The sequence below is a fragment of the Streptomyces sp. HUAS CB01 genome (assembly GCF_030406905.1).
Lineage (GTDB): Bacteria > Actinomycetota > Actinomycetes > Streptomycetales > Streptomycetaceae > Streptomyces > Streptomyces chengbuensis.
Genome location: NZ_CP129137.1, coordinates 5,149,675 through 5,175,188, shown reverse-complemented (window position 1 = coordinate 5,175,188; position 25,514 = coordinate 5,149,675). Strand labels below are relative to the sequence as shown.

Below are 25,514 nucleotides of genomic sequence, written 5' to 3'. Positions count from 1 at the left end.
GCCCGCCGCCCGAATCGTTGCCGCCTTCGGCGCGGGCAGCACACTCCAGTCCAGGTCGGCGGCCTGCGACCGGTTCGGGCAGATGGTCGAACCCATGCGACGGACTCCCTCTCCACTCTCCTGTGCTGACGTGCTGCACAACAGAGAGCGCGCCCTCCGCTATTCCCGCCCGCCGCACCGGCCGGCCGTGGGCGTCACCTCTGGGTGGCGATCCACTCCCGGACGCCGTCCACGACGGTCGCCAGCGCCTCCTCCTGGGTCAGCGCGGCCCGCTTGGGCACCGAGAGCCCGTGGTCGGCGTCCGCCACCTCGATCAGCTCGTACGCACCGTCCGGGAACTCCTCCGGCCTGCCGAACGGATCGTTGCCGCCCTGGACGACCAGGACCGGCACCCCGGCGCCGAGGAGCTCGTCCGCTCGGGACTTCTCCGGCTTCCCCGGCGGATGCAGCGGGAAGCTCAGGGCGAGGACGGCGGCGGCGCCCAGCTCACGCGCGGTCCGGCAGGCCACCCGCGCACCGGCGCTCCGCCCGCCGGCGACGACCGGCAGCCCCTTCTCCCCCAAGGACGGCCACAGGCCGCGCCAGCCCGCGTCCAGGGTCTTCGGCGCGGGCGCGACCTTCTTGCCCGCCACCCGCCACGGCTGTTCGACCAGGGCCACCGTGACCCCGGCCGCGGGCAGGGCGGCCGCCAGGGCCTGCAGGTCCTGTGCGCCGATGCCACCGCCCGCGCCGTGGCTCACCGCCAGCACCAGCCGGGCCCGGCCGGCGGCCGGGTGCCAGGTGATGCGGGCGTCCCCGGCGGGTGTCCCGACGATCTCGCTCTCTGTCACGGGAGCAGTGTCACATCGCGGGCCCGGGAAACCACGGAAAGCTCAGAAGAGCGTGCCGACCTCGGGGGCGTCGAGCTCCTCCAGCAGTTCCGGCCCGTTGTTGCGGACGTTGGAGACGGCGGTGCCCACGGGGTAGGCACGCATCAGCCCGGTGGGCGGCGGCGTGAGCAGCTCACGAACCTCGTCCGGGTCGGTGCGGGCCGGGTCCAGCCAGGCGTCCCAGCGGTCCTCGGTGAGCATCAGGGGCATCCGCGGGTGGATGTCGGACAGCGAGCGCGGGCCTTCGGCCGGGGCCACCCCCAGCGGACCGGTCTCCGCCTCCGTGGTGATCACGGAGCAGGTCACCCACCAGGACTGCGGGTGGTCGTCCGGCAGGGTCCGGTCACGCCAGAACTCGTACAGCCCGGCCATGGCGAAGACGGAGCCGTCGGCGGGAGTGACGAAGTACGGCTGCTTGCGGGGCCGCTTCTTCCTGCCCTTCACCTCCAGCTCCCGCTCCTCGGTGCCGGTGACCCACTCGTAGTAGCCGTCCGCGGGCAGGATGCAGCGCCGGGCCAGGAAGGGCCGGCGGAAGGAGGGCTTCTCGTGCACGGTCTCGGCGCGGGCGTTGATCATCCGTGCCGCGCCCTCGGGGTTCTTGGCGAAGGACGGGACGAGTCCCCACCTGAGTTTCCGCAGCTGACGAACCGGACGGCGGTCGTCCGCGTCCTTCAGAGAGCGTTCGAGTACCGCGTAGACCTCTTTCGTGGGGGCCACGTTCCAGTCGGGGGCCAGGGTCTCCGTCGGCTCCCACTTCTCGATCTGGAAGAGTCCGGTGAGGTCCTCGGGCCTGCGACTCGCTGCATACCGTCCGCACATGAGTGCCACACTGCCACGACCCCGAGCCTCCCGAGGAGCCACCCCGGAAATGGTCACACCCGAAATCTTCGGTACCCAGCCCGCTCCCGACCGCTGGCTGGTCATAGGCACGGCCGTGCTCGCCCTTGCGGCCGTGGTCCCGCACGCGACGTGGCGGCTGTCCCGCAACGCGGTCACCATCGCCCACGAGGGCGGGCACGGCCTGATCGCCCTGGTCACCGGCCGGCGGCTGGAGGGCATCCGGCTGCACTCGGACACCAGCGGGCTGACGGTCAGCCGCGGCAGACCGACCGGCCTCGGCATGATCCTCACGGCGGCCGCGGGCTACACCGCGCCGCCGCTGCTGGGCCTCGGCGGCGCCTGGCTGCTGGCCGCGCACCGCATCACGCTGCTGCTGTGGATCGCCACGGCGCTGCTGATCGCGATGCTGGTGATGATCCGCAACGCGTACGGGGCGCTCACCGTGATCCTCACCGGCACGGCGTTCCTCCTGGTGTCCTGGCTCACCGAACCGGAGGTGCAGGCGGCGTTCGCCTACGCGGCCGTGTGGTTCCTGCTGCTCGGCGGCGTCCGGCCGGCCTTCGAGCTGCAGGCGAAGCGCCGGCACGGGGGTGCGCCGGACTCGGACGCGGACCAGTTGGCGAGGCTGACGCACGTTCCGCCCGCGATGTGGTTGTTCCTCTTCCATGCCGTATCGCTGTGCTCCCTGATCGGAGGCGGTCGCTGGCTGCTCGGTCTGTGACCGCTCGGGATGCCCTGTGACCGGTCGGCGAACAACCGGTGCCCCGCGGGCCCACTAAAGTGAGGGCCATGACCGAGAGCCCCGTGCAGACCGTCCTCTGGCCCGCCCCCCACGCGAGTGGGCCCGTCGATGCGACGGTCACCGTTCCCGGATCGAAATCGGTCACGAACCGAGCGCTGGTCCTCGCCGCCCTGGCCGCGGAGCCGGGCTGGCTGCGACGTCCCCTGAGGTCCCGGGACACGCTGCTGATGGCGGAGGCGCTGCGCGCCATGGGCGTCGGCATCGAGGAGCAGGTCTCCTCCAGCTCCACCGCGACCGGCGGCCCCGACAGCGGCGAGGCCTGGCGGATCATCCCGGCCGGACTGCACGGGCCCGCGACGGTCGACGTCGGCAACGCCGGGACGGTGATGCGCTTCCTGCCGCCGGTCGCCGCGCTCGCCGACGGCCCCATCCGCTTCGACGGCGACCCCCGCTCCTACGAGCGGCCGCTCGGCGGGGTGATCGGCGCCCTGCGCGTCCTGGGCGCCCGGATCGACGACGACGGCCGCGGCGCGCTCCCCATGACCGTGCACGGCGGCGGGGCGCTGGACGGCGGCGCCGTGGAGATCGACGCCTCCTCGTCCTCCCAGTTCGTCTCCGCCCTGCTGCTCTCGGCGCCCCGCTTCAACCAGGGGGTCGAGGTACGGCACGTGGGCTCGCGGCTGCCGTCCATGCCGCACATCCGGATGACGGTCGACATGCTCCGCACGGTCGGGGCACAGGTCGACGAGCCGGAGACCGGTGGTGAGCCGGACGTCTGGCGGGTCCGCAGCGGTGCGCTGCTGGGCCGGGACCTGACCGTGGAGCCGGACCTGTCCAACGCCCAGCCGTTCCTGGCGGCGGCGCTGGTCACGGGCGGCCGGGTCACGATCCCGGACTGGCCCGAGCGCACCACCCAGCCCGGTGACGCCCTGCGGCAGATCTTCACCGAGATGGGCGGCTCCTGTGAGCTGACCGACGCCGGGCTGACGTTCACCGGCTCCGGCCGGATCCACGGCATCGACGTGGACCTGGGCGAGGTCGGCGAGCTGACCCCCGGCATCGCCGCGGTGGCCGCGCTGGCCGACTCCCCCTCGACGCTGCGCGGTGTCGCGCACCTGCGACTCCACGAGACGGACCGCCTCGCGGCCCTGACCAAGGAGATCAACGAGCTCGGCGGCGACGTCACCGAGACGGAGGACGGCCTGCACATCCGGCCGCGCCCGCTGCACGGCGGGGTGTTCCACACGTACGACGACCACCGGATGGCCACCGCCGGCTCGGTCATCGGTCTCGCCGTCGAGGGTGTGGAGATCGAGAACGTGGCGACGACCGCCAAGACCCTCCCCGACTTCCCGAGGATGTGGACCGACATGCTCGCCGGCAACTGAGCGGGACGGCACGCGATGCGCCGCTACGGCAAGCACACCGACGAGGACGACGTCCGGGTCCGCCCGAACCGCAAGGGCAACCGGCCCCGGACGAGCATCCGGCCGAAGCACGAGGACGCCGCGGAGGGCATGGTCCTGACCGTGGACCGGGGCCGTCTCACCTGCCTCGTCGACGACCGCACGGTCATGGCGATGAAGGCCCGGGAGCTGGGCCGCAAGGCGGCCGTCGTCGGCGACCGGGTGAGTCTGGTGGGCGATCTGTCCGGCCGGAAGGACACGCTCGCGCGCATCGTGCGCATCGAGGAGCGCGCCTCCGTGCTGCGGCGGACCGCCGACGACGACGATCCGTACGAGCGGGTGGTCGTCGCCAACGCCGACCAGCTGGCGATCGTGACGGCCCTCGCCGACCCCGAGCCCCGCCCCCGGCTGATCGACCGCTGTCTGGTCGCCGCCTTCGACGGCGGCCTGGAGCCGCTGCTGGTGCTGACCAAGTCGGACCTGGCACCGGCGTCGACTCTGCTGGACCTGTACGGCGCGCTGGACATCCCGTACGTCGTGACCTCGCGCGAGGAGCTGTACGCCGGCGAGGCGGCGAACGTGGTGCGCGAGCACCTCGACGGCCGGATCACCGCGTTCGTCGGCCACTCGGGAGTCGGGAAGACCACGCTGGTCAACGCGCTGGTGCCGGAGGAGAGGCGGCGCTCGACCGGTCACGTGAACGCCGTCACGGGCCGCGGCCGGCACACCACGACGTCCGCCCTCGCCCTGCCGCTCGCGGGCGCGGGCGGCTGGGTGATCGACACCCCGGGCGTGCGGTCCTTCGGGCTGCACCACGTCGACCCGTCCCGCGTCATCCACGCCTTCCCCGATCTGGAGCCCGGCACGGAGCAGTGCCCTCGCGCGTGTTCGCACGACGAACCGGACTGCGCCCTGGACGAGTGGGTGGCCCAGGGGCACGCCGATCCGGCGCGTCTGTACTCCCTGAGGCGACTGCTCGCGACGCGGGAGCGACGCGAGGGCGACTGACCCGCGCACGTTTGCGGGCGACTGCTCCCGGTAAGTGCATAATCGCACCGAGTGATGCGAAGCAGTCACTGGACGCGGGACCGGGGACGCGGGAGGCACTGACCATGGCGTGGCTGCTCGTGATCGTCGCCGGTTTCCTCGAGACGGGGTTCGCCATCTGCCTGAAGCTGTCGCACGGCTTCACCCGGCTCTGGCCGACCATCGCGTTCGCGATCTTCGCGATGAGCAGCTTCGGGCTGCTGACGCTCTCCCTCCGGAAGCTCGACGTCGGCCCGGCCTATGCCGTGTGGACGGGCATCGGGGCGTCGGGCACGGCGATCTACGGAATGATCTTCCTCGGTGAGGTCGCCTCGACGCTGAAGATCGTCTCGATCGGGCTGGTGATCGCCGGGGTCATCGGCCTGCAGCTCTCCAGCCCGGCCCACTGATCGCCGCACGGACCAGCCGGCCGACAGCCTCGGGCGGCCCCGCGACCACACAGGACAGCGCGAGCCGCACGGCCAGCTCACAGCGCTGGGCGGCCTCCGCGGCCTCCTCCTCCGGCCGACGGCCGCAGCCCTGCTCCAGCGCGGCGAACGCGCGGTCCCGCACCGCCGCCACCAGCTCACCGGGGGCGGGGTGACCCGCGTCCGCCCGCCGCTGGGCGGGGACACCCGGCCCCGCGGCGGACCGGACGACGGGCCTCGGCGCGGGGAGCCGATCACTCCAGGAACCCGTGAGCAGGGCGCGCAGCAGCGGCCGGGAGCGCGCCTCCCCCACGGTCCACTCCGCCAGGCGGACCAGCTGCTCGGCGGTCCCGGCCCGCTCCGCGAGCACCCGGTCCACGCCGTTGAGAAAGGCGTCGGCCTCGCGCCGCACCAGCGCGCGGGCGAGGCCGTCCTTGCTGCCGAACTCGTTGTAGAGCGTCTGCCGGGAGACGCTCGCCGCCGAAGCGACGTCGACCATCCGGACGGCGGCCCAGGGCCGGCCGGCGAGAGCGGTGAGAGCGGCGTGCAGCAGTGCCTCGCGCGCTGTGGGCATCGTGGCCTCCCGGGCGCGGTGCCTCCGCGGCCCCGCTGCTCTTCGCTCAGAGTTGACGCCCGGGCACCCACTGTCAAGGGCACCCGGGGCGCGAGGGGCGCCCCCGCGCGCACGGACCGGGGACCCGGACAGGCCGAACGGGCTGCGGCGGCCCGGGGATAGAGTGCGGACATGGCCGACTACCACGATGATCTGCGTCTCGCCCATGTCCTCGCGGACGCCGCCGACGCGGCGACCATGGACCGGTTCAAGGCACTCGACCTCAAGGTCGAGACCAAGCCGGACATGACCCCGGTGAGCGAGGCCGACAAGGCGGCCGAGGAGCTGATCCGCTACCAGCTCCAGCGCGCCCGGCCGCGCGACGCGATCCTCGGCGAGGAGTACGGCATCGAGGGCACCGGCCCCCGGCGCTGGGTCGTCGACCCGATCGACGGCACGAAGAACTACGTCCGCGGGGTTCCCGTGTGGGCGACGCTGATCTCCCTGATGGAGGCCGGTGAGGGCGGCTACCAGCCGGTCGTGGGCGTGGTCTCGGCCCCCGCGCTGGGCCGCCGCTGGTGGGCGGCGAAGGGCGCGGGCGCGTACACCGGACGGAGCCTGACCTCCGCGACACGGCTCCACGTCTCGAAGGTGGCGAACCTGTCCGACGCCTCGTTCGCGTACTCCTCGCTCGGCGGCTGGGAGGAGCGGGGCCGGCTCGACGGCTTCCTGGACCTGACCCGGGCGGTCTGGCGGACCCGCGGCTACGGCGATTTCTGGCCGTACATGATGGTCGCCGAGGGCTCGGTCGACATCTGCGCCGAGCCGGAACTGTCCCTCTGGGACATGGCGGCGCCCGCGATCGTCGTCCAGGAGGCGGGCGGCACGTTCACCGGCCTGGACGGGCTCCACGGGCCGCACAGCGGAAACGCGGCCGCCTCCAACGGTCTGTTGCACGAGGAACTGCTGGAGTACCTCAACCGCGGCTGAGCCGCGGCCACCGACGGTACTTACCGGCCAGTACGCCCCTCGCACTCCCCCCGCGGGCATCGCGCCCCCTCTTGTTGCGCCGCCGAATCACTGCGACTCTGAGAGTCCCCCCATTTGTGAACTTGTGAATCACTTCTCGTTGAAGGATTCATCAAGGAGGTGGCTCCATCCATGCTCGTCCGTGACGCCATGAGCACGGTGGTCCTCACCATCGGCCCGGCCCACACCCTCAGGCAGGCCGCACGGCTGATGGCCGCACGACGTGTCGGGGCGGCCGTCGTCCTCGACACCGACACCAGCGGCCTCGGCATCCTCACCGAGCGGGACATACTCAACTCGCTCGGCGCGGGCCAGGACCCCGACCACGAATCCGCCGCCGCCCACACCACCACCGACGTCGTCTTCGCCGCCCCCTCGTGGACCCTGGAGGAGGCCGCGGACGCCATGACCCACGGCGGCTTCCGTCATCTCATCGTGCTCGACGCCGAAGGACCCGTCGGCATCGTCTCCGTACGCGACATCATCCGCTGCTGGGCCCCGGCCCGGCACCGGGCGGAGGCGACGACGCTGGCGGGCTGACCGCGGACACGCGAGCGGGCCGGAACTCCCCCGAGGGAGGTCCGGCCCGCTCTCCTACGACAAGCGGTCCAGTGCTGGTTTCGTCAGCCGCGCAGGGCCTGGACCGCGGCCTCCAGCCGCTTGCCGAAGTCTCCGTCGGCCCGACGGAAGTTGCCGATCGCCCGCTCGGCGATGTCGTCCCGGGAGACCTTGGCGATGGAGCCCGCCAGGTTCTCGACCAGACGGCCCTTCTCGTCCTCGGACATCAGCCGGTAGAGGTTGCCCGCCTGGACGAAGTCGTCGTCCTCGGAGTGCGACGGGGCCTCGTGGTCGCCGGTGACGCCCGAGACCGGAACCGGCTGCCACAGCGGCCGGTCCGTCTGGAAGGGTCCGCCGAAGCTGTTCGGCTCGTAGTTCTTGGCGCCCCTGTGGCGGCCGTCGTACAGGAGGCCGTCACGGGAGTTGGTGCGCGCCTCGGTGGCGTGCGGGCGGTTCACCGGCAGGTGGTCGGCGTTGATGCCGACGCGGTAGCGGTGGGCGTCGCCGTAGGCGAAGAGGCGGCCCTGGAGCATCTTGTCCGGGGACGGGCCGATGCCCGGCACGAAGTGCGCGGGGCTGAAGATCGACTGCTCGACCTCCGCGAAGATGTTGTCCGGGTTGCGGTTGAGCTCCAGCCGGCCGATCTCGATCGGCGGGTAGTCCTCGTGCGGCCACACCTTGGTGAGGTCGAACGGGTTGAAGCGGTAGGCCGCCGCGTCGGCCGCGGGCATGATCTGCACCTGGACCGTCCACGACGGGAAGTCGCCGCGCTCGACGGCCTCGCGCAGGTCGCGCTGGTGGCTGTCCGGGTCGTCACCGGCGAGGCGGTTGGCCTCGGCCTGGGTGAGGTTCCTGATGCCCTGGTCGGTCTTGAAGTGGTACTTGACCCAGAAGACCTCGCCGGCCTCGTTGTTCCACTGGTAGGTGTGCGAGCCGTAGCCGTTCATGTGCCGGTACGAGGCGGGAATCCCGCGGTCGCCGAACAGCCAGGTCACCTGGTGGGTCGACTCGGGCGACAGACCCCAGAAGTCCCAGACGTTGTCCGCCTCCTGGCTGCCCGTGTACGGGTCGCGCTTCTGCGTGTGGATGAAGTCCGGGAACTTGATGGCGTCCTTGATGAAGAACACCGGGGTGTTGTTGCCGACGAGGTCGTAGTTGCCCTCCTCGGTGTAGAACTTCAGCGCGAAACCGCGCGGGTCGCGGACCGCGTCCGCCGCGCCGAGGTTGCCCGCGACCGTGGAGAAGCGCAGGAACGTCTCGGTCTGCTTGCCGACCTGGGAGAGGAACTTCGCGCGGGTGTAGGAGGTGACGTCCGCGGTCACGGTGAACGTGCCGTAGGCGCCGGCGCCCCGGGCGTGGACCACGCGCTCCGGGATGCGCTCGCGGTTGAAGTGCGCGAGCTTCTCGAGCAGCAGCTGGTCCTGGACCAGGACAGGCCCGCCGGCGCCCGCGGTCTCGCTGTTCTGGTTGTCGGCGACCGGCGCGCCGGCCTCCGTGGTGAGCGGTCCCTGCGTCACGTGCGCCTCCTGCGAAAACTGCGTCATTGCCGGCCAGTCCTGCCCCTTGGCCAATGGTGTGCACGATCCTACAATGGACATTGTCTAAGTCAAGCTTGCTTCCAAAATCACATCCGTTCGGGAACCGTTCCCCCGACTGTTAGGCTGATACGTATGAGCGACCTGTTGGAACGACTGCGCGGACGCGGCTGGCGTATGACCGCGCAGCGGCGCGTCGTGGCCGAGGTCCTCGACGGTGAGCACGTCCATCTGACCGCCGACGAGGTGCACGCCCGCGCCGTCGAGCGACTGCCGGAGATCTCCCGGGCCACCGTGTACAACACGCTGGGTGAGCTCGTCTCCCTGGGCGAGGTCCTGGAAGTGGCCACGGACCACCGCGCCAAGCGGTACGACCCGAACGCCCACCGCCCGCACCAGCACCTGGTCTGCGCGCGCTGCGGCGCGATCCGTGACGTGCACCCGAACGGCAACCCGCTGTCGGACCTGCCCGACTCGGAGCGCTTCGGCTTCACGGTGTCGGACGTCGAGGTCACGTACCGGGGCATCTGCCCGAACTGCGCGAGCGCCTAGTACGGCGGAGCGAGGCCCGCGCACGGGTCGACGGGCGGGCCGCCACGGCCCGCCCGTTCTTCTTTCCCGCGCCCCGCTCTTCGATTCCGCGTCCCACCTGTCGCCGCTTACACCACGGCGGAACACCGAAGGCCCGGATCCCATGGGATCCGGGCCTTCGGCCTTGAGTAGCGGGGACAGGATTTGAACCTGCGACCTCTGGGTTATGAGCCCAGCGAGCTACCGAGCTGCTCCACCCCGCGTCGGTGAACCCAACAGTACGTCACCCCGAGGACCAGAGCAAATCCCCGTCCGTTCACCCGTTCGCCCAGGTGAGCGGGGTGAGGCTGGCTCCTCAGGCCGTGAGCTCCTGGTGCAGTGCCTCACGCAGCGCGGCCGCCCGGTCGGCGACCTCGGCGGGCCCCAGCTCCACCGCACGGGCGCACCAGCGCTGGCCTTCCGCCAGCTCACCGCGGCGCGCGGCCAGCAGGGCGAGCCGCAGCGCCGCGCGCCCGTGTCCGGCACGGGCGGCCCGGGCCCACCACAGGGCGGCCTCGCGCTCGTTTCCTTCGCGGGCCAGCAGCAGTCCCAGGTTGAACGCGCCGTTCCGGCTGCCCGCCTCCGCCGCCTCCCGGTACCAGCGGGCGGCCTCGGTGACGTCGCCACGGGCCGCGGCGAGCATGCCGATACGCACCTGCGCCCGGCGGTGCCCCTGCTCGGCGGCCCGCTCGTACCACTCCTCGCACTCGGTCTTCTCGCCGATGGGCTCACCGAGCGCGGGGGCGCCGGGCGGCGGCTGGCGCGCGTCGAGCAGCGTCGCGAGCCGGAACGCCGCCTCGGCGCTCCCGCCGCCCGCGGCGCAGCGCAGGTGGCGCTCGGCGGCCTGTTCGTCCCCGTCCCGCAGACAGGCCATCCCGACCTGCAGGGCCGCCTCCGTGTGCCCGGCCGCCGCCGCACGCTCGTACCAGCGCAGCGCCGTACGGTCCTCGTCCCGGCCGGCGTACAGAATGCCGAGGTTGAACGCGGCGTCCACGCTGCCCGCCTCGGCGGCCTTGGAGAACCAGGGCTCGGCGCCCACCGGGTCCCCGGCCTGCAGCAGCAGGACGGCGAGGGCGTTGGCGGCCTCGCGGTGCCCGGCGTACGCGGCACGGCGGTACCACTGCTCGGCCTGCCCGGTGCGGCCCTGGGCCGCGCACAGCAGACCGAGGTTGTACGCGCCGTTCACGTCACCCGCGTCCATGGCGGCGCGGTACCAGCGCTCGGCGGACTGCTGCTCACCGCGTGCGGCGTGGAGGGCACCGAGCGCATTGGCAGCGTTGCCATCGCCTTCCTGCGCGGCCCGCAGCCACCACACGGCGGCGCTCTCCTCGTCACCGGCGTCCTTCAGCAGGAACCCCAGCGCGCAGGCGGCTCGGGCCTCACCGTCCTTGGCGGAGGTTAGGTACCAGCGCGCGGCCTCCTTCAGCTCGCCACGGCGCTCCAGGATGCCGCCGAGGTGCAGCGCGGCCCGGCGGTGCCCGCGGGCGGCCGCCTGGCGGTACCACTGCTCGGCGTCGCCGAGGTGCTCGGACGCTCCGGGTGCCGTGCCCACGGCGGGGCCCTCCCTCACCGCGGAAACGGCTGCCGGGGAATCCGGGGCGCGTCGGGCGGCGGGGATGCGGGCGGCTCCGGCGCCGCGGCCGCCCGTCCCCGTGCCCTGGGGCTGGTCCGAATCCTTGGCCGCACCGGGGTTCCCGGCCGCTCCGGTGCTCTTCACCGCGGCGGCTCCCCCGACCGCACCGGGGTCCGCCGCACCGGCGCTCCTGTCACCGGGAGCCGCGACGGCGGCAGGGCGGCGGCCCGCCGGAGCGCCCCCGCCCGGCGACTGTCGCTCGAGCACCCGTGCCAGCCGGTAGGCGGCCTCGCGGTGGCCCTGCTCGGCGGCCGCGCGCAGCCAGCGCTCGGCGCCCGGCTCACTGCGGTGCTCGAGCAGATCGGCCAGCGCGTAGGCGCCGAGGGCGTGGCCCTGCTCGGCGGACTGGCGCAGCCAGTACTCGGCGGCCGGCTCGTCGCCCCGCTCCCGGAAGTGCCGGCCGAGCGCGTGCGCCGCGGCCGCGGAACCGGCGACCGCCGCGATCCGCCACCAGCCGGCCGCCTCGTCGGCGTAGCCGCGCTGGTGCAGCAGCACTCCCAGATTGTTCGCGGCTGCGCGGTCGCCCTCGGCGGTGGCCGCGCGCAGATGCGGCTCCGCCCCGTCCAGGTCGCCGCGGCGCAGGAGCATCGACCCGAGGACGCTCATGGACGTCACGTCCCCCGCCTCGGCGGCGCGACGGTGCCTGGCCTCGGTCTCCGCCTCGGCGTCGGTGACGGGCAGGGGCTCCACGGGGGTCAGGGACTCGAGCGGATCCACGGCGTCGACGGCCGTCGCATCGGTCACGCCCACCGCGGCCACCGCGGTGACGGCGTGCTCGTGCACAAACCGCCCCGTCTCCAACAGAGTTGTCCCGTCCCCCATAAATTCCATCGTCGCACCACCTGCAACCCGCGTACACCTGGTATACCGCAGCCAGTGAGGTCACTTCAGCGTTTTGTCGACATGCCCACAGAGAGACAAGTCAAACACGCGTCGCCCCGTGACGCCGGACTCAACTCGCCCCTGTCGGGACACACTTCGGGAACAACCGGCCCGGACACACGCCGAGGGCCCGGATCCTGATGGATCCGGGCCCTCGATCTCAGTAGCGGGGACAGGATTTGAACCTGCGACCTCTGGGTTATGAGCCCAGCGAGCTACCGAGCTGCTCCACCCCGCGTCGTTGTGTACCTACAGTACCACGGTGCGGAGTGGAGCCTGTCCGGTGAACCACCCGTTCGGTCAGCCTCCGGGTTTACTCGCCGGTGCCCCGGGCGCCTGGGACTGTGCCGCCGCCGCCCGCTCGAGCGCCGCCTGCAGATCCGCCTGGGCCTTGCCGTAAGCGGTCCAGTCGTTCTTCTTCAGCGCCTCCTGGCCCGCGTCGTACGCCTTCTGGGCGTCCGCGATGGCCTGCTTCAGCGCCGCGGTGCCGGTCGCCGGCGGCTGGGGCGTGGTGTCGCCCGGCTCCGTCGGCGGCTGCGTCGTGGGAGGTTCGGCGCCCTCCACTCCGAAGACCGCGTTCAGCGCCTCCGCCAGGCTGTCCTTGAAGACGGGCTTGCCGCCGTAGGACACCGCCACCTTCTTCAGCAGCGGGTAGTTGGCGGCGCCGCCGCGGGCGTACACCGGCTCGACGTACAGGAAGCCGCCGTCCAGCGGGACCGTCAGCAGGTTGCCGTAGTCGATCTCCGAGTCGGTGCCCCGCAGGTCGCGGACGAACGTCGCGACCTCCGGCACGCTGTTGAGCTCGCTCTGCACCTGCGAGGGGCCCTGCACGGTCGAGGTCACCCGCAACAGTCTGATCGAGCCGTAGCCCTTGCTGTTCGCATCGGCGTCGACGGCCATGAACGCGCCCAGGTTGGGCCGCCCGCTGGGCGTGAACGTCGTCGTCAGCGAGAACTTCTGGTCCTGCTCGCCCGGCATCTTCAGGCTCAGGTAGTACGGCGGAACCGCGCTGCCGTCCTTCTGCGTCGGGTCGGCCGGCACCTGCCAGGCGTCACTGCCGCTGTAGAACTGCTCGGGGTCGGTCACGTGGTACCGCGTGAGCAGCTCGCGCTGGACCTTGAACATGTCCTGCGGGTACCGGAGATGGGCCAGCAGGTCCGGCTTGATCTCGGCCTTCGGCTTGACCGTGTCCGGGAAGGCCTTCATCCAGGTCTTCAGGACCGGGTCCTTGGTGTCCCACTGGTACAGGTCGACCGTGCCGTCGTAGGCGTCGACGGTGGCCTTCACCGAGTTGCGGATGTAGTTGACCTGGTTCTGCTGGGCGACGACGGCCCGCTGGCTGTCGGTCAGCGAGTCGGCCGTGGTGTCCCCGAGCGTCGTACGCGATGCGTAGGGGTACCCGTTCGTCGTGGTGTAGGCGTCGACGATCCACTTGATGCGGCCGTCGACCACCGCCGGGTAGGCGTCGCCGTCGATGGTGAGCCAGGGGGCCACCGCCTCGACGCGTTCCTTGGGCGTGCGGTTGTACAGGATCCGCGAACCGTCGCCGATCGCTCCGGAGTAGAGGATCTGCGGCTCGCTGAACGCCACCGCGTACGCGGCCCGGTTGAAGGCTCCGGAGAGGTCGACCCCGCTCTTGCCCTTGTAGCTGGTGGTCACCTCACCGTTCTTCTCGTAGTCCAGCTCCTTCTGCGGACCGCCGACGATCGAGTACTGCTCGGTCTTCTCGCCGTAGTAGATCCGCTGCTCGTACGTGCCGAGCCGGCCCGTGGTGGGCAGACCGGACTCGGTGAAGTCCGGGGCGCCGATCGTGCCCTGGTCCTCGTTGGTGATGGTGTTCGTGCCCTTGGCCGCGATCGCGCCGTAGCCGTGGGTGTAGGTGAAGTGGTCGTTGATCCAGTTGCGCTTGGGGATGCCCTTGATGTTGAGCTCGCGCAGACCGATCACCGTGTCCTGCGGCTTGCCGTCGGGGCCGGTGTACCGGTCCACGTCGAGCGTCGCGGGGAACTGGTAGTACTTCCGCTCCTGCTGGAGCTGCTGGAAGGCGGGCGAGACGATGTTCGAGTCGACCAGCCGGTAGCTGGCAGCCGTGGCGGCCTGCTCGCGCTGCTCGGCCTTGCGCTTCGGGTCGCCCTTGCCCCCGTAGTTCTCCGACTTCGCCGCGTCGATGCCGTACGCCTTGCGCGTGGCCTCGATGTTCTTCTGGATGTACGGGGATTCCTTGGCCTGCTCGTTCGGCTGGACCTGGAACTTCTGCACGATCGCCGGGTACAGGCCGCCGATGAGGATGGCCGAGAGCACCATCAGCCCGAAGCCGATCACGGGCAGCTGCCAGGTGCGCCGCCACAGCGTCGCGAAGAACAGCACGGCGCAGATGACGGCGATGCAGAACAGGATCGTCTTCGCCGGCAGATACGCGTTCGCGTCCACGTACCGCAGGCCCGTCCAGTTGCCGGCGGCCTTGAAGTCGCTGGACTTCACTGCCAGGCCGTACCGGTCCAGCCAGTACGCCACGGCCTTGAGCGCGACGAAGAAACCGAGGAGCACCGACAGATGCCCGGTGGCCGCGGCGGTCGCCCGCGCTCCGGGACTGGTGACGCGCAGCCCGCCGTAGAGGTAGTGGGTGAGGACCGCGGCGATCAGGGAGAGCACCGCCGCGGCGAAGCCGAAGCCGAGCAGGAAGCGGTACCAGGGGAGGTCGAAGGCGTAGAACGCCACGTCCATCTTGAACTGCGGGTCCTTCTGGCCGAACGGCACGCCGTTGACCCACATCAGCCAGGTGCGCCACTGGGAGGAGGCGGACGCTCCGGCGATCAGCCCGACGAGCGCGGTGATCCCGAGCAGCACCCACTTCTTGTACGGGGCGATGCCCATCCGGTACCGGTCGAGGCTCTGCTGCTCGAGCGACATCGCGCTCAGCGGCGGTCGCAGCCGGTGCGCCAGCCAGATGTTCAGCCCGACCGCGGCGGCCATCAGCAGGCCGAAGACCGCGAACAGACCGATCTTGGTCCAGAGGGTCGTGGTGAACACCGACGAGTACTTGACCGAGCGGTACCAGAGCCAGTCGGTCCAGAACCCGGCGAACATGACAAAGGCCATGGCGAGCACGGCCAGCACGCCGAGCGTCATCAGCAGCGTCCGTACGCGCCGGGACGGCCGGCCCACTCTCATCCGTGGCCCGGTCGGGCCTCCGCCGCGGTCCGGCATCTGGAAAGCCAACGTGCGCCCCTCGAAGTTCGCGGTCGTGTAAAGCGTTGTCCAGGTGCCGTCCCATGCGTCCGGCACCTTTGCGGTAGGCCCACGCGATCGTAGAGCCCACTCATGCAACTTACTGAGGCTTTACCTAGTTCCCGACTCCGGGGCCGAAGGAGGCAGGATATTGACCATGTCCAACGTTTCCCCCGGCGGCCCTCCGATGGCCGCGAGTCCGCTCACCCGCGCGGTGCTCGAAATCGACGAGTACGCGTCCGGCCTCGGCTGGGACCAGCCGGCCAGGCTCTTCGCCCTCGTCGACACCGCGCAGCTGCGCGCCCAGGAGCCGGGTCTCGCCACCCAGCTCGGTCTCGACGACGGGGAGGCGGCCGCGCCGCTGACCCCCGTCGAGCAGGACGAGATCCCCTCCGGCACCCCGCTGGACGAGTTCCTCGGAACGATCGCCTGGCCCGACGCCGTGGCGGGGTGTGCCCTCACCGTGGAGCGGCTGATGCTGCCGCCGTCCGCGGAGACCTCCGTCCCGGAGGGCCTCGACGAGGCGGGTCTGGCCGACTGGGTGGCCTCGCATCCGGACCGCCAGGAGGTCCGCATGACGGTGGCGGTGCTGCGGGACGGCGCCCGTGAGTCGGCCCTGCGGCTGCGGGAGAAGGACTCCGCGACCGAGGTGCTCACCGGCGCCGACCTGGTGCCGGGGCTGGCGGACGCCCTCTCGGCCACGTTCGAGGCGTAGCAGCGCGCAGGGGGCGTGCGGCGGTCGCGGCACGCCCCTCGGCCAGGTCCCTCGGGGGAGGCCTCTCCGCGCCTCGCGGGAGCCCCGGGCCCCACGGGCTCGCTCCCTACGGACGCCGTCCCCTCCCGGGGCTCCTCTCAGCCCTTGGAGCAGCTGGGCAGATCGGCGGTCTTCCCGCTGCGGATCTTCTCCAGGGACTTCGTCGCGTCGGCGATGTTCTTCACCCTGACCAGCGTGAGGCCCTCGGGGATGTCGGAGGCCGCGGCGGCGCAGTTGTCGCTGGGCGTCAGGAAGTACTGCGCCCCCGCGTTCCGCGCGCCGACCAGTTTCATCTCGATGCCGCCGATGGGACCGACCGTGCCCTGGTCGTCGATCGTGCCCGTACCGGCGACGAACCTGCCCCCCGTGAGATCCGCGGGGGTGAGCTTGTCGACGATGCCGAGCGCGAACATCAGCCCCGCGCTGGGGCCGCCCACGTCGGCCAGCTTGATGTCGATGGCGAACGGGAAGGTGTGGTCCGTACCGGCCGTGATGCCGACGATGGTCCGCTTGGCCTGCTCGGACCGCACCGTTCCGACCTGCACGTCCTGGGACCCCGTCGGCTCCTTGCCGGCCTTCTCCGCCGCGGCCGCCTCCTTGGCCGGGACGATCGTGAAGGTCACCTTGTCACCGGGCTGGTGCTTGACCACGGCCTTGGAGACGTCGTCCGGCTTCTTCACCGGCGTGCCGTCGACGGCCTTGATCACATCGCCCGCGTGCAGGGCGCCCTGCGCCGGGCTGTCCTTGCGGATCGAGGAGACGACGACCCGGGACTTCACCGGGATCCCCAGTTCGCGCAGGGCCGCGACCTTGGCGCTCTCCTGGGACTGGCTGAACTCCTCCGCGTTCTCCTGGTTCGACTGCTCCTCGGTCTTGCCGTCCGGGTAGAGCGTCTCGTGCGGCACCACGACGTTGTCGTGCGCCAGCCAGCCGTACACGACCTCCGCCAGGTTCATCCGGTAGTCCGCGCCCGTGACCCGGACCGTCGTCATGTTGAGGTGGCCGGAGGTCGGATAGGTCTTGCGGCCGGAGATCTGGAGAACGGGCTCGCCGCCGGCGTCGCCGAGGGTGTTCACCGTGGGCCCGGGCGTCATCTCCGAGTACGGCGGAGTGATGAACACGCCCACGCAGAGCAGCACGATGAGGACGAGGGTGGAGGCGAGCATCGTCGCTGTGCGGCGTGGCATGGAACGACAGTACGGGACTGGTCCGTCAGTGCACCCGTCGGGCCGGGCCGTACGGGGATCCCGGCCGGGTGCTCCGTGCGGCTCGCCGCGGGCTCGCGAAGGGGGTGCCGGTGGCGGTCCGGCGGGCGTCCTCCGGACCGGTCGGCCGCGTCAGGCGGCGTCCGTCCCGGAGTGGGACCTCTCCATGGCGTCGCGGAACCGGGCGTAGCCCGCGAGTTCCGCGACATCGCCGGTGGTCCGGTTCCTCGATGCCCAGCTTCCCCATATCGCCGCGCCGATGGCAGCGAAAAGCGGAATCAGCAACCAAGCGAGTGCCGCCATCACGACCTCCCTACCCCATGAGCTGGAACAGCTGCTCGTGCAGCTGACCGATCAGCAGATTAACCATTTGCCGCTTCAACGCTGGTGCCGGGGGGGCGGTTACGCAAATCGGGCCCGGGGCCGCTGAACGGCGCGGTTACGCGCCGACCCACTCCTCCGTGCCGTCCGAGAACTGCTGGTGCTTCCAGATCGGCACGTCGTGCTTGAGGTCGTCGATCAGCTTCCGGCACGCCTCGAACGCCTCCCCCCGGTGCGGGCACGAGACGGCGGCGACCACGGCCAGGTCCCCGACCTCCAGGTCGCCGACGCGATGGACGGCCGCCAGGGCGCGGACAGGGTACGCGGCGACGACCTTCTCGGCGATGCGGCGCATCTCGACCTCGGCGGTGGGGTGGCACGAATAGCCGAGCGCGTCGACGTCCGCGCCGCCGTCGTGGTTGCGCACGGTGCCCACGAAGAGCGCCGTGCCGCCGGCGGCCGCATCGCCCACGGCGCGGAACACCTCGTCGACGGAGAGCGGGGTGTCCCTGATCGCGAGCAGCCGGATCGGGTCCTGCGCCGCCTGCTCGCCCGGGTGATCGTTCGTGCGTCCCATGGAGCCATCGTGCCGCACGGCGCTGACATCGCGGAATAGCGCATTCGCCCGGGCGGCGGCACAAGGGATTGGAGCCTCCTACAGAAGGAGACGCCCCGGACGGGACGACGGGACGAGACCTGCCCCGGACCGTGCTCCCTCTCCGCGACGCGAGCCGGGGCCTCTAGAGCCCGCGGCGCTTGCGGGCACGGCGCACGAGGGCCGCCGTGCCGAGCAGGGCCACGGTCGCACCCGCCGCGCCCGCCGCCGCGGTGGCGTCCTTGCGGCCGAGGCGGCGGCCCGCGACGGTGTGCCGGCCCTGGACCTCCTCGAGCAACGCGGCGAGCACCTCCTCGTTGGTCCACCGGGGCCGCCAGCCCGCGTCGTGCAGCCTGCCGACGCTGACGACCCACGGATGCATGGTGTAGGCGAGATCGCCCGCCGGCGAGGGGGTGAGGCCGATGCGGTGCAGCCGCGCGGCCGCGCCGAGCGCCACCGCCGAGGGCAGTTCCATGCGCCGGATGCCGCTGAGCTCCTCGACCTCCTCCTGCTCCAGCCAGCCGTCGCAGCCGACGGCGAACTCCCCGTCGACCTTCTCCAGAGCGGCGTACTCCAGCGCGCTCACCAGGTCCTCGACATGGCAGAACTGCCAGGTCGGGCGGGAGCCCGCGACGACGAGCAGCCTCGGCGACTCGAAGTAGCGCGTGAGGGCCGTGTCGGTACCGCCGACCAGCACGGCGGGCCTGGCGACCGTCACATTGAGGCCGGGGTGGGCACGAGGGGCCCGGCGGCCCAGGCGCTCGATCTCCAGCAGGTCGCCGACGCCGGTGGCCTCCGCCGTCGCGCGCAGCTCCGCGTCCTCCGAGAGCGGGACGTCGTTCTCGGGCTGCGCCCCGTAGACCATCGCGGAGGTGCAGAGCACGACCCTGTGGACACCCGCGGCCGCGGCGGCGGTGAGCACGGTCTGGGTCCCGCGTACGTTGTACGCGGTACGGGCCGCGGAGTCCGTCTCGAGGTCCAGGTCGAGCGCCAGGTGCACGACGACGTCGGCGCCGCGGAACCGCTCGGCGATGGCCGGGTCGCGCACGTCCAGGACGTGCCAGTGCGCCTCGGGCACGTCGCCCCGGCGCTCGTCGACCGCGATGACCCGGCCGATGTCGTCCGACGCGACAAGGCGCCTGGTCAGCAGGTCACCGATGCCGGAGGCGGCGCCGGTCACCGCGACCACGGGGCCGCGCCCCGAGACCGGGGTCGAGGGGTTTCGCGTTGCGCGAACCTGCGGATCTGGGGAACTCACCGGGTGTCTCCAGCGGTTGTCTTCAGTACGTGCGCGGACAGACGTGTACGTAGGAGGTGGCGTCCATCCTGCCGCAGGCCATGAGCCAGTGGAGCATCCAGCCCATGTCCGGCTTCACATGTCGACGCCTCCGCCGCCTGCCGGGCGCCGCTTAGGCTGGTGGTGTAGTCGGGCATTCGCCGCCGGCAGGAAGCCGGCGGCCCTACGAGCCGAGGAAACCCGTGAGTGACACCCCATTCGGATTCGGCCTTCCGCCGGAGGAGCCGGAGAACGGCGACGAGGGCAAGAAGAAGGACCCCGCCGGAGGTGGGCAGGGCTCCGGCGGCGGCCAGGGCGGCCCGGCCAGCCCCTTCGGCGGGTTCGGTTTCCCGGGCGCACCGGGCGGCGGGGACAATCCGTTCGCCGCGATGTTCGGCTCGCTGAACCCGACCGACCTCGGTGCGGCCTTCCAGCAGCTCGGCCAGATGCTGAGCTACGAGGGCGGTCCGGTGAACTGGGACATGGCGAAGCAGATCGCCCGCCAGACGGTCTCCCAGGGCACTCAGGACGGCACGAAGGACTCCAGCGTCGGCCCCGCCGAGCGCGCCGCGGTCCAGGAGGCCGTGCGCCTCGCCGACCTGTGGCTCGACGGCGCGACGTCCCTGCCCTCGGGTGCCGGCACCGCCGTGGCGTGGAGCCGTGCGGAGTGGGTCGAGGCGACCCTGCCGGCGTGGCAGCAGCTCGTCGATCCCGTGGCCGAGCGCGTGGGCGTCGCCATGGGCGATGTGCTGCCCGAGGAGATGCAGGCGATGGCGGGCCCGCTGATCGGCATGATGCGCTCCATGGGCGGCGCGATGTTCGGCCAGCAGATCGGCCAGGCCATCGGCGTGCTGGCGGGCGAGGTCGTCGGTTCGACGGACGTCGGGCTGCCGCTGGGACCGGCCGGGAAGGCCGCGCTCCTTCCGCTGAACATCGAGGCGTTCGGCAAGGACCTCGGCGTCCCCAAGGACGAGATCCGGCTGTACCTGGCGCTGCGCGAGGCCGCCCACCAGCGGCTCTTCGCGCATGTCCCGTGGCTGCGCTCGCATCTGTTCGGCGCGGTCGAGGGGTACGCCCGCGGCATCAAGGTCGACACGTCCAAGCTCGAGGACGTGGTGGGGCAGTTCGACCCCGCGCACCCCGAGCAGATCCAGGAGGCGCTCCAGCAGGGCATGTTCCAGCCGGAGGAGACCCCCGAGCAGAAGGCCGCGCTGGCCCGTCTGGAGACCGCGCTCGCCCTGGTCGAGGGCTGGGTGGACGCCGTGGTGCACGACGCGGCCAAGAACAGGCTGACGTCGGCGGGCGCCCTGCGCGAGACCCTTCGCCGGCGCCGTGCCTCGGGAGGTCCCGCCGAGCAGACGTTCGCCACGCTCATCGGTCTCCAGCTGCGTCCGCGCCGGCTGCGCGACGCCTCCCGGCTGTGGGCGTCGCTCACCGACGCGCGCGGCATGGACGGCCGCGACGGCCTCTGGGCCCACCCGGACATGCTGCCGACGGCCACGGACCTCGACGACCCGGACGGGTTCGTCCACCGGGAGCAGCTCGACTTCTCGGAGCTGGACAAGATGCTCGGCGAGGCGGCCGAGGGCCGGGACGGGGACGACACCGACAAGTGAGCCTGTACGACGACGCGGTCCGCGTCCTCAAGGACTACGACGGCGGGCAGGAAGAGCTTCGCCGGACGTATCTGGACCATCTGGCGGACCATCCCGACGGCATGTGGAAGGCGTGCGAGGCCGGGCATCTCACGGCCAGCGCGCTGGTGGTGGACCCGGCGCGCGAGCGGGTGCTGCTGACCCTGCACAGGAAGCTGGGCATGTGGCTGCAGATGGGCGGCCACTGCGAGCCCGGTGACGCCGCACTCGCGGACGCGGCGCTGCGCGAGGCGACCGAGGAGTCGGGCATCGCCGGGCTGACGCTGCTGCCGGGCGGTCCCGTGACGCTGGACCGGCATGCGATCCCGGCGCCGTGCCACTGGCACCTGGATGTGCAGTACGCCGCGCTGGCGGCGCCGGACGCGGCCCCGGCGATCAGCGACGAGTCGCTCGATCTGCGGTGGTTCGGCTATGCGGAGGTGGCGGAGGTCGCCGACGCGTCAGTCGTGCGTCTGCTGGAGCGGACCCGCGCCCGGCTCTGACGAGGACCCCGGACCGGGCCTCGACGACATGCCCGCACGGCCAGGGGCGGTCCGCAGTCGCGGACGGCCCCTGACCTTTCGTCGGGTGCTCAGTTCCAGACGTTGTTCTGGTTCTGGCTGTGGGATCCGTGCTGGCCCATGCCGAACTGGGCCCGTGCGCCCTGCCCGATCTGGGCGTTCTGCGGCGGCAGGACCTCACTGGGCTGGACGAGGGCGAACCCCTGCCCGAGGAAGCTGAGCTCCCAGCCCTCTCCCGTGTTGCCCCGGCGCCGCCAGACCCCGGTGGAGTGGGTCTGCGCCTGCATCTGCACCCGCAGCGAGGAGGACCAGGCGACGATCGCGTCCGCGTCCACGTTGACGTACTTGTCCGGGGTGACCTGCATCATCAGCGGCTGCCCCGAGGTCATCAGCGCGACCTTGCCCCGGCCCGAGATGTTGAGCTGGTACTTCCCGGAGCCGGAGATGCCGTACTGGCTGTCCACGGCGATGACCTCCGTGTGCAGCGCGGAGTCCAGCGCCAGCACGTAGGCGCTGTCGACCGTCATGCCGTCCTGGTCCACGTCCACCACGTGGACGTACTGCGCGAGGTTGGCGAAGTAGACCGTCCCCTGCCCCGAGCAGCGCATCAGGTCGAGGCCCTCGCCGGTGCGCGCACGGGCGTTGCGCTGGCTCCTCGACTGGTACTCGCCGTCGAAGTCGATCAGTCCCTGGTAGGCGACCATCGCGCCCTTGCGGGCGAGGACGTCGTCGTGGCCGGTGAGCGCGACCCGCAGGAGCTGCGGGTTCTGCACGACGTAGCGCTCCTGGGACTGCTGTTCCGCGTGGCTGAAAAGCGGGCTCTGCATGGTGTGTTCTCGCTCCCCCTCAGCCCCGGACGCGCAGGCGGTCGGTGCTGTCCTCACTCGGCTGTACGACGACGATGCCCTGGCCCGAGAAGGCCATCTGGTAGGCCTCTCCACTGCCCCGCCCGATGAGGGAGGAGGCCTTGAAGCTGCGCTTGCCCTTCACCTTCAGGTTCGGCGACCAGGCGACCAGGGCGTCCGGGTCGACGTAGGTCTCGTCCTCGCCGCGGCCGCAGTCGACGACGATCGGTGTGCCGCGCGAGGTGAGCGCGACCCATCCGGTGCCCGCGACCGTGACGTTCCACAGCCCCTGGCCGGCGAACTTGGCGAGGCCCTTGACCCGCTCGACGCCCCACTGCAGATGGGCGTCGAAGGCGAGCAGATTGGTGCCGTTGACCGAGATCGAGTCGTTGTTGAGGTTGATGACCACGACGTCGGCGCCGTAGTCGGCCAGGTAGAGGAGCCCGTCACCAGAGCACTTCATGATGGGCGCGCCCTCGCCGGTGACCCACTGGCCGGCGATCTGCCGGACGGCGGGCGGGTTCGGCTCGTACTGGACGAAGCCCTCGTAGGCGACCATCGAACCGGCACGTGCGTACAGGTCCTGGCCCGAGGCCATGGCGACCTTGAGCATCGTGCGGCCGTGGTTCTCCATCCGGGCCACCACGGGCGTCGGGGCAAAGCCCGCGAGTTGCTGGTTCATTCTCCGGGCTCCCTCAGACCTCGTAGGGCTGGACGACGATGAAGTTGCCGGGGGCGCCCCGGAACTGGAGGTTCACGGTCTCTCCGCTGTGGCCCGGGTAGGCGTTGCGGCGCAGTCGCACCTGGCTGGAGAGGATCACCTGGGAGGCCGCCGACCAGGCCACCACGGCGTTGGAGTCGGCGAACGTGGTGGGCGTCACCGGGAGCACCACCGGGATGCCGTGGGTCTTGACGACGACCGTGCCGGTGCCCTGGAACTGCATCGTGAACAGCGCACCGCCGGGAATGCCGTGCCCCTCGATACGGCGGACCTCGTGCTGCAGCGACTCGTCGAAGGCGAGCACGTTCTCCGCGGAGACGCAGATCGCGTCCCCCTGGAGCTCGACGGGGTGCAGATGCGCGCCGCCCTCGGCGAGGAAGACCTGACCGCGGCCGCTGCAGCGCATCAGCTGCATCTCCTGGCCCGTGGCGTTGCCGACGATCCGGCCGGAGAAGCCGGCGCCCTTGTAGCCGAAGTCGACCTTGCCCTGGTACATCACCATGCTGCCCTGGCGGGCGAGCACGGGCGTGCCGCCCATGGCCAGGTCGACCCGCATGAGCTGCTGGTTCTGCGGGGTCCACCGCTGGCCGGTGGGCAGCTCCTTGTACGGCTGGAGGGCCGCCTGGAGGCCGGCGCCGGCCTGCGGGGCGCCCTGGGGAACACCCTGCGGCGCCGCCCCGGGACCGCCGTACGGGGCGGGCTGCTGGCCGTAGGGGGCCGGCGCCGCGGGCACCTGCCCCGGCGGCTGACCCGGGACCTGCCCGAACTGCGGCTGCTGCGGCTGTCCGTACGGCGACGGCGGCGCCTGGGGCGGCACCGTGCCGGCGGGAGGCGTCATCGGGGCCGCGATCGTGGGCGCCGCGTGCATCTGCGGGGCGGGGGCGGGGGCCGCCGCAGGCGCGCCGAACGCGGGAGCCGGCTGGGGCGCCTGAGGAGCCTGCGGGGCCGGGGGCGCCGCGGGAACGCCGAACGAGGGGGCGGGCGCAGGGACGGCCGGGGCGGCCGGCGGGGCGAACCCGGGCACACCCTGCTGCGGCTGCTGCGGAGCGGGCTCCTCCTCGGCCACCTCACCGCCGAAGTTCTTCAGCAGCGCGTCGAGGCCGCCGTCGAACCCCTGGCCGACGGCGGCGAACCGCCAGACGTCCTTGAGGTAGAAGTCGCCCAGCATCACGGCACGTTCGGTGGAGAACTCCGAGCCGGTGAAGGCGTAGCGGACGACTTCCTCGCCGCCCGCGACGATCCGGATGTAGCCGGGGCCGATCTGCGACATCTGACCGGCGCCGTCGATGGTCGCGGTGAACGACAGCTTGTGGATGTGTGCCGGAACCCGGTCCAGCGTGACGCGGAACGACTCCGTGTCGCCGGCCTGCGCACCGAGCAGCTGGACGGACTCCTCGGGCGATTTCGGCTGATTGAAGAAGATGAAATAGCGGTCGTCCGAGAGCTGCTCGTTGGCGTCGAGACCGAAGCAGCTGATGTCGAAGGTCAGCCCGGGAGCGGAGATCTGCACACCCACGTACAGATCGGTCCCCGGTGTCAGATCACTGATCTTGGCCTTGTGGCCGCGTTGGAATTCCCTGGCCATGCGTAACGACCGTCCCCCATCCCGACGAAATGCGATTGCGTCGCGCCAGGCTAACGGCTTGCGGCGACATTGAGCCAAGCCGGGACGCATTCGGTACAGGATCGGTGAAACTCACTCGGCGCGGGCGGCCGGCAGATGGGGCAGTCGGTCCGCGGCGACCACGCCCTCGAGGTAGCCGCGGGCGCGCTCGGTGCGCGGGTAGGGCTCCAGGAGCCGCCAGAAGCGGGGCCCGTGGCCCGGGACCAGGAGGTGGGCGAGCTCGTGGAGGAGCACGTAGTCCACGACGTACTCCGGCATGCCCTTCAGCCGGTGCGACAGACGGATGCTGCCCTCGGCGGGGGTGCAGGAACCCCAGCGGGTGTTCTGGTTGGTCACCCAGCGCACCGACGCCGGCCTGGCGCGCCCGTCCAGGTACTGCTCGGACAGCCGCCGCGCGCGTTCCGCCAGTTCCCCGTCGCCGAGTGTCCGCCTGCTCTCCTGGGCCGCGAGCTTGTCCAGCATCACCGTCACCCAGCGCTGCTCCTCCGCCTCGGACATCCGGGCCGGGATGAGCACCACGGTGCGGTCGCCGTCCCGGTACGCGGAGACCGTTCTGCGGCGCCTGGCACTGCGGCGGACCTCGACCGCGCTCGTCGCGGAGTGGTGGGACGGCTGGGCGGTCGTGCTGCGCTGCTGACTCCGGGTGCGGAGCGGTCGGTCGGCGGACACGCCCCGACGTTACCCGCTGGAGCAGGGGAAGTCCCGCCCCGGGCGGCCCC

At 71.7% G+C, this 25,514-nt stretch carries 24 protein-coding genes and 2 tRNA genes; 10 read left to right on the top strand and 16 right to left on the bottom strand.

Annotated elements, in window-relative coordinates:
* Window positions 1-194 precede the first annotated feature (194 nt).
* Together QRN89_RS23005 and QRN89_RS23000 are read right to left on the bottom strand one after the other, a co-directional pair.
* The gene (locus QRN89_RS23005; RefSeq protein WP_290351282.1) at window positions 195-830 is read right to left on the bottom strand and encodes an alpha/beta hydrolase family protein; all 636 of its coding nucleotides are present in this window, start codon (window positions 828-830) and stop codon (window positions 195-197) included.
* Between the two features lie 42 nt (window positions 831-872).
* Window positions 873-1,688, bottom strand: coding sequence for an SOS response-associated peptidase (locus QRN89_RS23000; RefSeq protein ID WP_290351281.1), 816 nt, complete (start codon window positions 1,686-1,688; stop codon window positions 873-875).
* A 49-nt stretch (window positions 1,689-1,737) separates the two neighbouring features.
* On the opposite strand from QRN89_RS23000, the gene QRN89_RS22995 reads away from it, so the two are divergent.
* From QRN89_RS22995 to QRN89_RS22980, 4 genes are all read left to right on the top strand, one after another.
* Complete coding sequence (locus QRN89_RS22995; protein WP_290351279.1) at window positions 1,738-2,430, top strand: M50 family metallopeptidase; 693 nt, start codon at window positions 1,738-1,740, stop codon at window positions 2,428-2,430.
* Between the two features lie 68 nt (window positions 2,431-2,498).
* Entirely contained in the window at window positions 2,499-3,839 is a 1,341-nt protein-coding gene (gene aroA / locus QRN89_RS22990) for a 3-phosphoshikimate 1-carboxyvinyltransferase (RefSeq protein ID WP_290351278.1), read from the top strand.
* A 15-nt stretch (window positions 3,840-3,854) separates the two neighbouring features.
* On the top strand, window positions 3,855-4,865 hold the full coding sequence (gene rsgA / locus QRN89_RS22985; protein ID WP_290351277.1) for a ribosome small subunit-dependent GTPase A: 1,011 nt from the start codon (window positions 3,855-3,857) through the stop codon (window positions 4,863-4,865).
* Window positions 4,866-4,969: 104 nt separating this feature from the next.
* Window positions 4,970-5,293 (top strand): DMT family transporter, encoded by a 324-nt coding sequence (locus tag QRN89_RS22980; RefSeq protein ID WP_290351276.1) that lies wholly within the window; start codon window positions 4,970-4,972, stop codon window positions 5,291-5,293.
* On the opposite strand, the gene QRN89_RS22975 is transcribed toward QRN89_RS22980, so the two are convergent.
* On the bottom strand, window positions 5,259-5,885 hold the full coding sequence (locus tag QRN89_RS22975; RefSeq protein WP_290351275.1) for a TetR/AcrR family transcriptional regulator: 627 nt from the start codon (window positions 5,883-5,885) through the stop codon (window positions 5,259-5,261). The two genes, QRN89_RS22980 and QRN89_RS22975, sit on opposite strands and share 35 nt — an antisense overlap.
* 171 nt (window positions 5,886-6,056) lie before the next feature.
* Between QRN89_RS22975 and hisN the strand changes: the two genes are divergently transcribed.
* Both hisN and QRN89_RS22965 read left to right on the top strand, forming a co-directional pair.
* The gene (hisN, locus tag QRN89_RS22970; protein WP_290351274.1) at window positions 6,057-6,854 is read left to right on the top strand and encodes a histidinol-phosphatase; all 798 of its coding nucleotides are present in this window, start codon (window positions 6,057-6,059) and stop codon (window positions 6,852-6,854) included.
* Between the two features lie 171 nt (window positions 6,855-7,025).
* Window positions 7,026-7,433, top strand: a complete 408-nt coding sequence (locus tag QRN89_RS22965; protein WP_290351273.1) for a CBS domain-containing protein — start codon at window positions 7,026-7,028, stop codon at window positions 7,431-7,433.
* A gap of 83 nt (window positions 7,434-7,516) precedes the next feature.
* Here QRN89_RS22965 and QRN89_RS22960 read toward each other — a convergent pair whose 3' ends face one another.
* Window positions 7,517-8,968: a catalase gene (locus tag QRN89_RS22960; RefSeq protein WP_290351272.1), complete on the bottom strand. Its 1,452-nt coding sequence runs from the start codon at window positions 8,966-8,968 to the stop codon at window positions 7,517-7,519.
* Window positions 8,969-9,121: 153 nt separating this feature from the next.
* Here QRN89_RS22960 and QRN89_RS22955 point away from each other — a divergent pair, with 153 nt between their 5' ends.
* The gene (locus QRN89_RS22955; RefSeq protein ID WP_290351271.1) at window positions 9,122-9,538 is read left to right on the top strand and encodes a Fur family transcriptional regulator; all 417 of its coding nucleotides are present in this window, start codon (window positions 9,122-9,124) and stop codon (window positions 9,536-9,538) included.
* Between the two features lie 168 nt (window positions 9,539-9,706).
* On the opposite strand, the gene QRN89_RS22950 is transcribed toward QRN89_RS22955, so the two are convergent.
* From QRN89_RS22950 to QRN89_RS22935, 4 genes are all read right to left on the bottom strand, one after another.
* Window positions 9,707-9,780 (bottom strand) — tRNA-Met (locus QRN89_RS22950).
* Between the two features lie 92 nt (window positions 9,781-9,872).
* Window positions 9,873-12,020, bottom strand: coding sequence for a tetratricopeptide repeat protein (locus tag QRN89_RS22945; RefSeq protein ID WP_290351270.1), 2,148 nt, complete (start codon window positions 12,018-12,020; stop codon window positions 9,873-9,875).
* A 215-nt stretch (window positions 12,021-12,235) separates the two neighbouring features.
* A tRNA-Met gene (locus QRN89_RS22940) sits at window positions 12,236-12,309 on the bottom strand.
* A 62-nt stretch (window positions 12,310-12,371) separates the two neighbouring features.
* Window positions 12,372-15,278, bottom strand: coding sequence for a UPF0182 family membrane protein (locus QRN89_RS22935; RefSeq protein WP_290353823.1), 2,907 nt, complete (start codon window positions 15,276-15,278; stop codon window positions 12,372-12,374).
* Window positions 15,279-15,456: 178 nt separating this feature from the next.
* On the opposite strand from QRN89_RS22935, the gene QRN89_RS22930 reads away from it, so the two are divergent.
* Window positions 15,457-16,014, top strand: coding sequence for a PPA1309 family protein (locus QRN89_RS22930; protein ID WP_290351269.1), 558 nt, complete (start codon window positions 15,457-15,459; stop codon window positions 16,012-16,014).
* 137 nt (window positions 16,015-16,151) lie between these two features.
* Here the strand turns inward: QRN89_RS22930 and QRN89_RS22925 are convergent, their stop codons facing one another.
* From QRN89_RS22925 to QRN89_RS22910, 4 genes are all read right to left on the bottom strand, one after another.
* A complete protein-coding gene (locus QRN89_RS22925; protein ID WP_290351268.1) occupies window positions 16,152-17,240 on the bottom strand; it encodes a YlbL family protein in 1,089 nt (362 codons plus the stop codon).
* A 150-nt stretch (window positions 17,241-17,390) separates the two neighbouring features.
* Window positions 17,391-17,561, bottom strand: a complete 171-nt coding sequence (locus QRN89_RS22920) for a hypothetical protein (RefSeq protein ID WP_290351267.1) — start codon at window positions 17,559-17,561, stop codon at window positions 17,391-17,393.
* Between the two features lie 136 nt (window positions 17,562-17,697).
* A complete protein-coding gene (locus tag QRN89_RS22915) occupies window positions 17,698-18,156 on the bottom strand; it encodes a molybdenum cofactor biosynthesis protein MoaE (protein ID WP_290351266.1) in 459 nt (152 codons plus the stop codon).
* Window positions 18,157-18,319: 163 nt separating this feature from the next.
* Window positions 18,320-19,432, bottom strand: coding sequence for an SDR family oxidoreductase (locus QRN89_RS22910; RefSeq protein WP_290351265.1), 1,113 nt, complete (start codon window positions 19,430-19,432; stop codon window positions 18,320-18,322).
* Window positions 19,433-19,653: 221 nt separating this feature from the next.
* On the opposite strand from QRN89_RS22910, the gene QRN89_RS22905 reads away from it, so the two are divergent.
* A complete protein-coding gene (locus QRN89_RS22905; protein WP_290351264.1) occupies window positions 19,654-21,066 on the top strand; it encodes a zinc-dependent metalloprotease in 1,413 nt (470 codons plus the stop codon).
* Window positions 21,063-21,587: an NUDIX hydrolase gene (locus QRN89_RS22900; RefSeq protein ID WP_290351263.1), complete on the top strand. Its 525-nt coding sequence runs from the start codon at window positions 21,063-21,065 to the stop codon at window positions 21,585-21,587. The genes QRN89_RS22905 and QRN89_RS22900 overlap by 4 nt, the downstream gene beginning before the upstream one ends.
* A gap of 89 nt (window positions 21,588-21,676) precedes the next feature.
* Here QRN89_RS22900 and QRN89_RS22895 read toward each other — a convergent pair whose 3' ends face one another.
* The 4 genes from QRN89_RS22895 to QRN89_RS22880 form a co-directional block, all read right to left on the bottom strand.
* Window positions 21,677-22,432 carry an AIM24 family protein gene (locus QRN89_RS22895; RefSeq protein ID WP_290351262.1) on the bottom strand — a complete coding sequence of 252 codons (756 nt, stop codon included), beginning with the start codon at window positions 22,430-22,432 and terminating at the stop codon, window positions 21,677-21,679.
* A gap of 19 nt (window positions 22,433-22,451) precedes the next feature.
* Window positions 22,452-23,132, bottom strand: a complete 681-nt coding sequence (locus tag QRN89_RS22890) for an AIM24 family protein (protein WP_290351261.1) — start codon at window positions 23,130-23,132, stop codon at window positions 22,452-22,454.
* 13 nt (window positions 23,133-23,145) lie between these two features.
* Window positions 23,146-24,756, bottom strand: coding sequence for a TerD family protein (locus QRN89_RS22885; RefSeq protein WP_290351260.1), 1,611 nt, complete (start codon window positions 24,754-24,756; stop codon window positions 23,146-23,148).
* Window positions 24,757-24,867: 111 nt separating this feature from the next.
* Window positions 24,868-25,464, bottom strand: coding sequence for a M48 metallopeptidase family protein (locus QRN89_RS22880; protein WP_290351259.1), 597 nt, complete (start codon window positions 25,462-25,464; stop codon window positions 24,868-24,870).
* Between the last annotated feature and the right edge of the window lie 50 nt (window positions 25,465-25,514).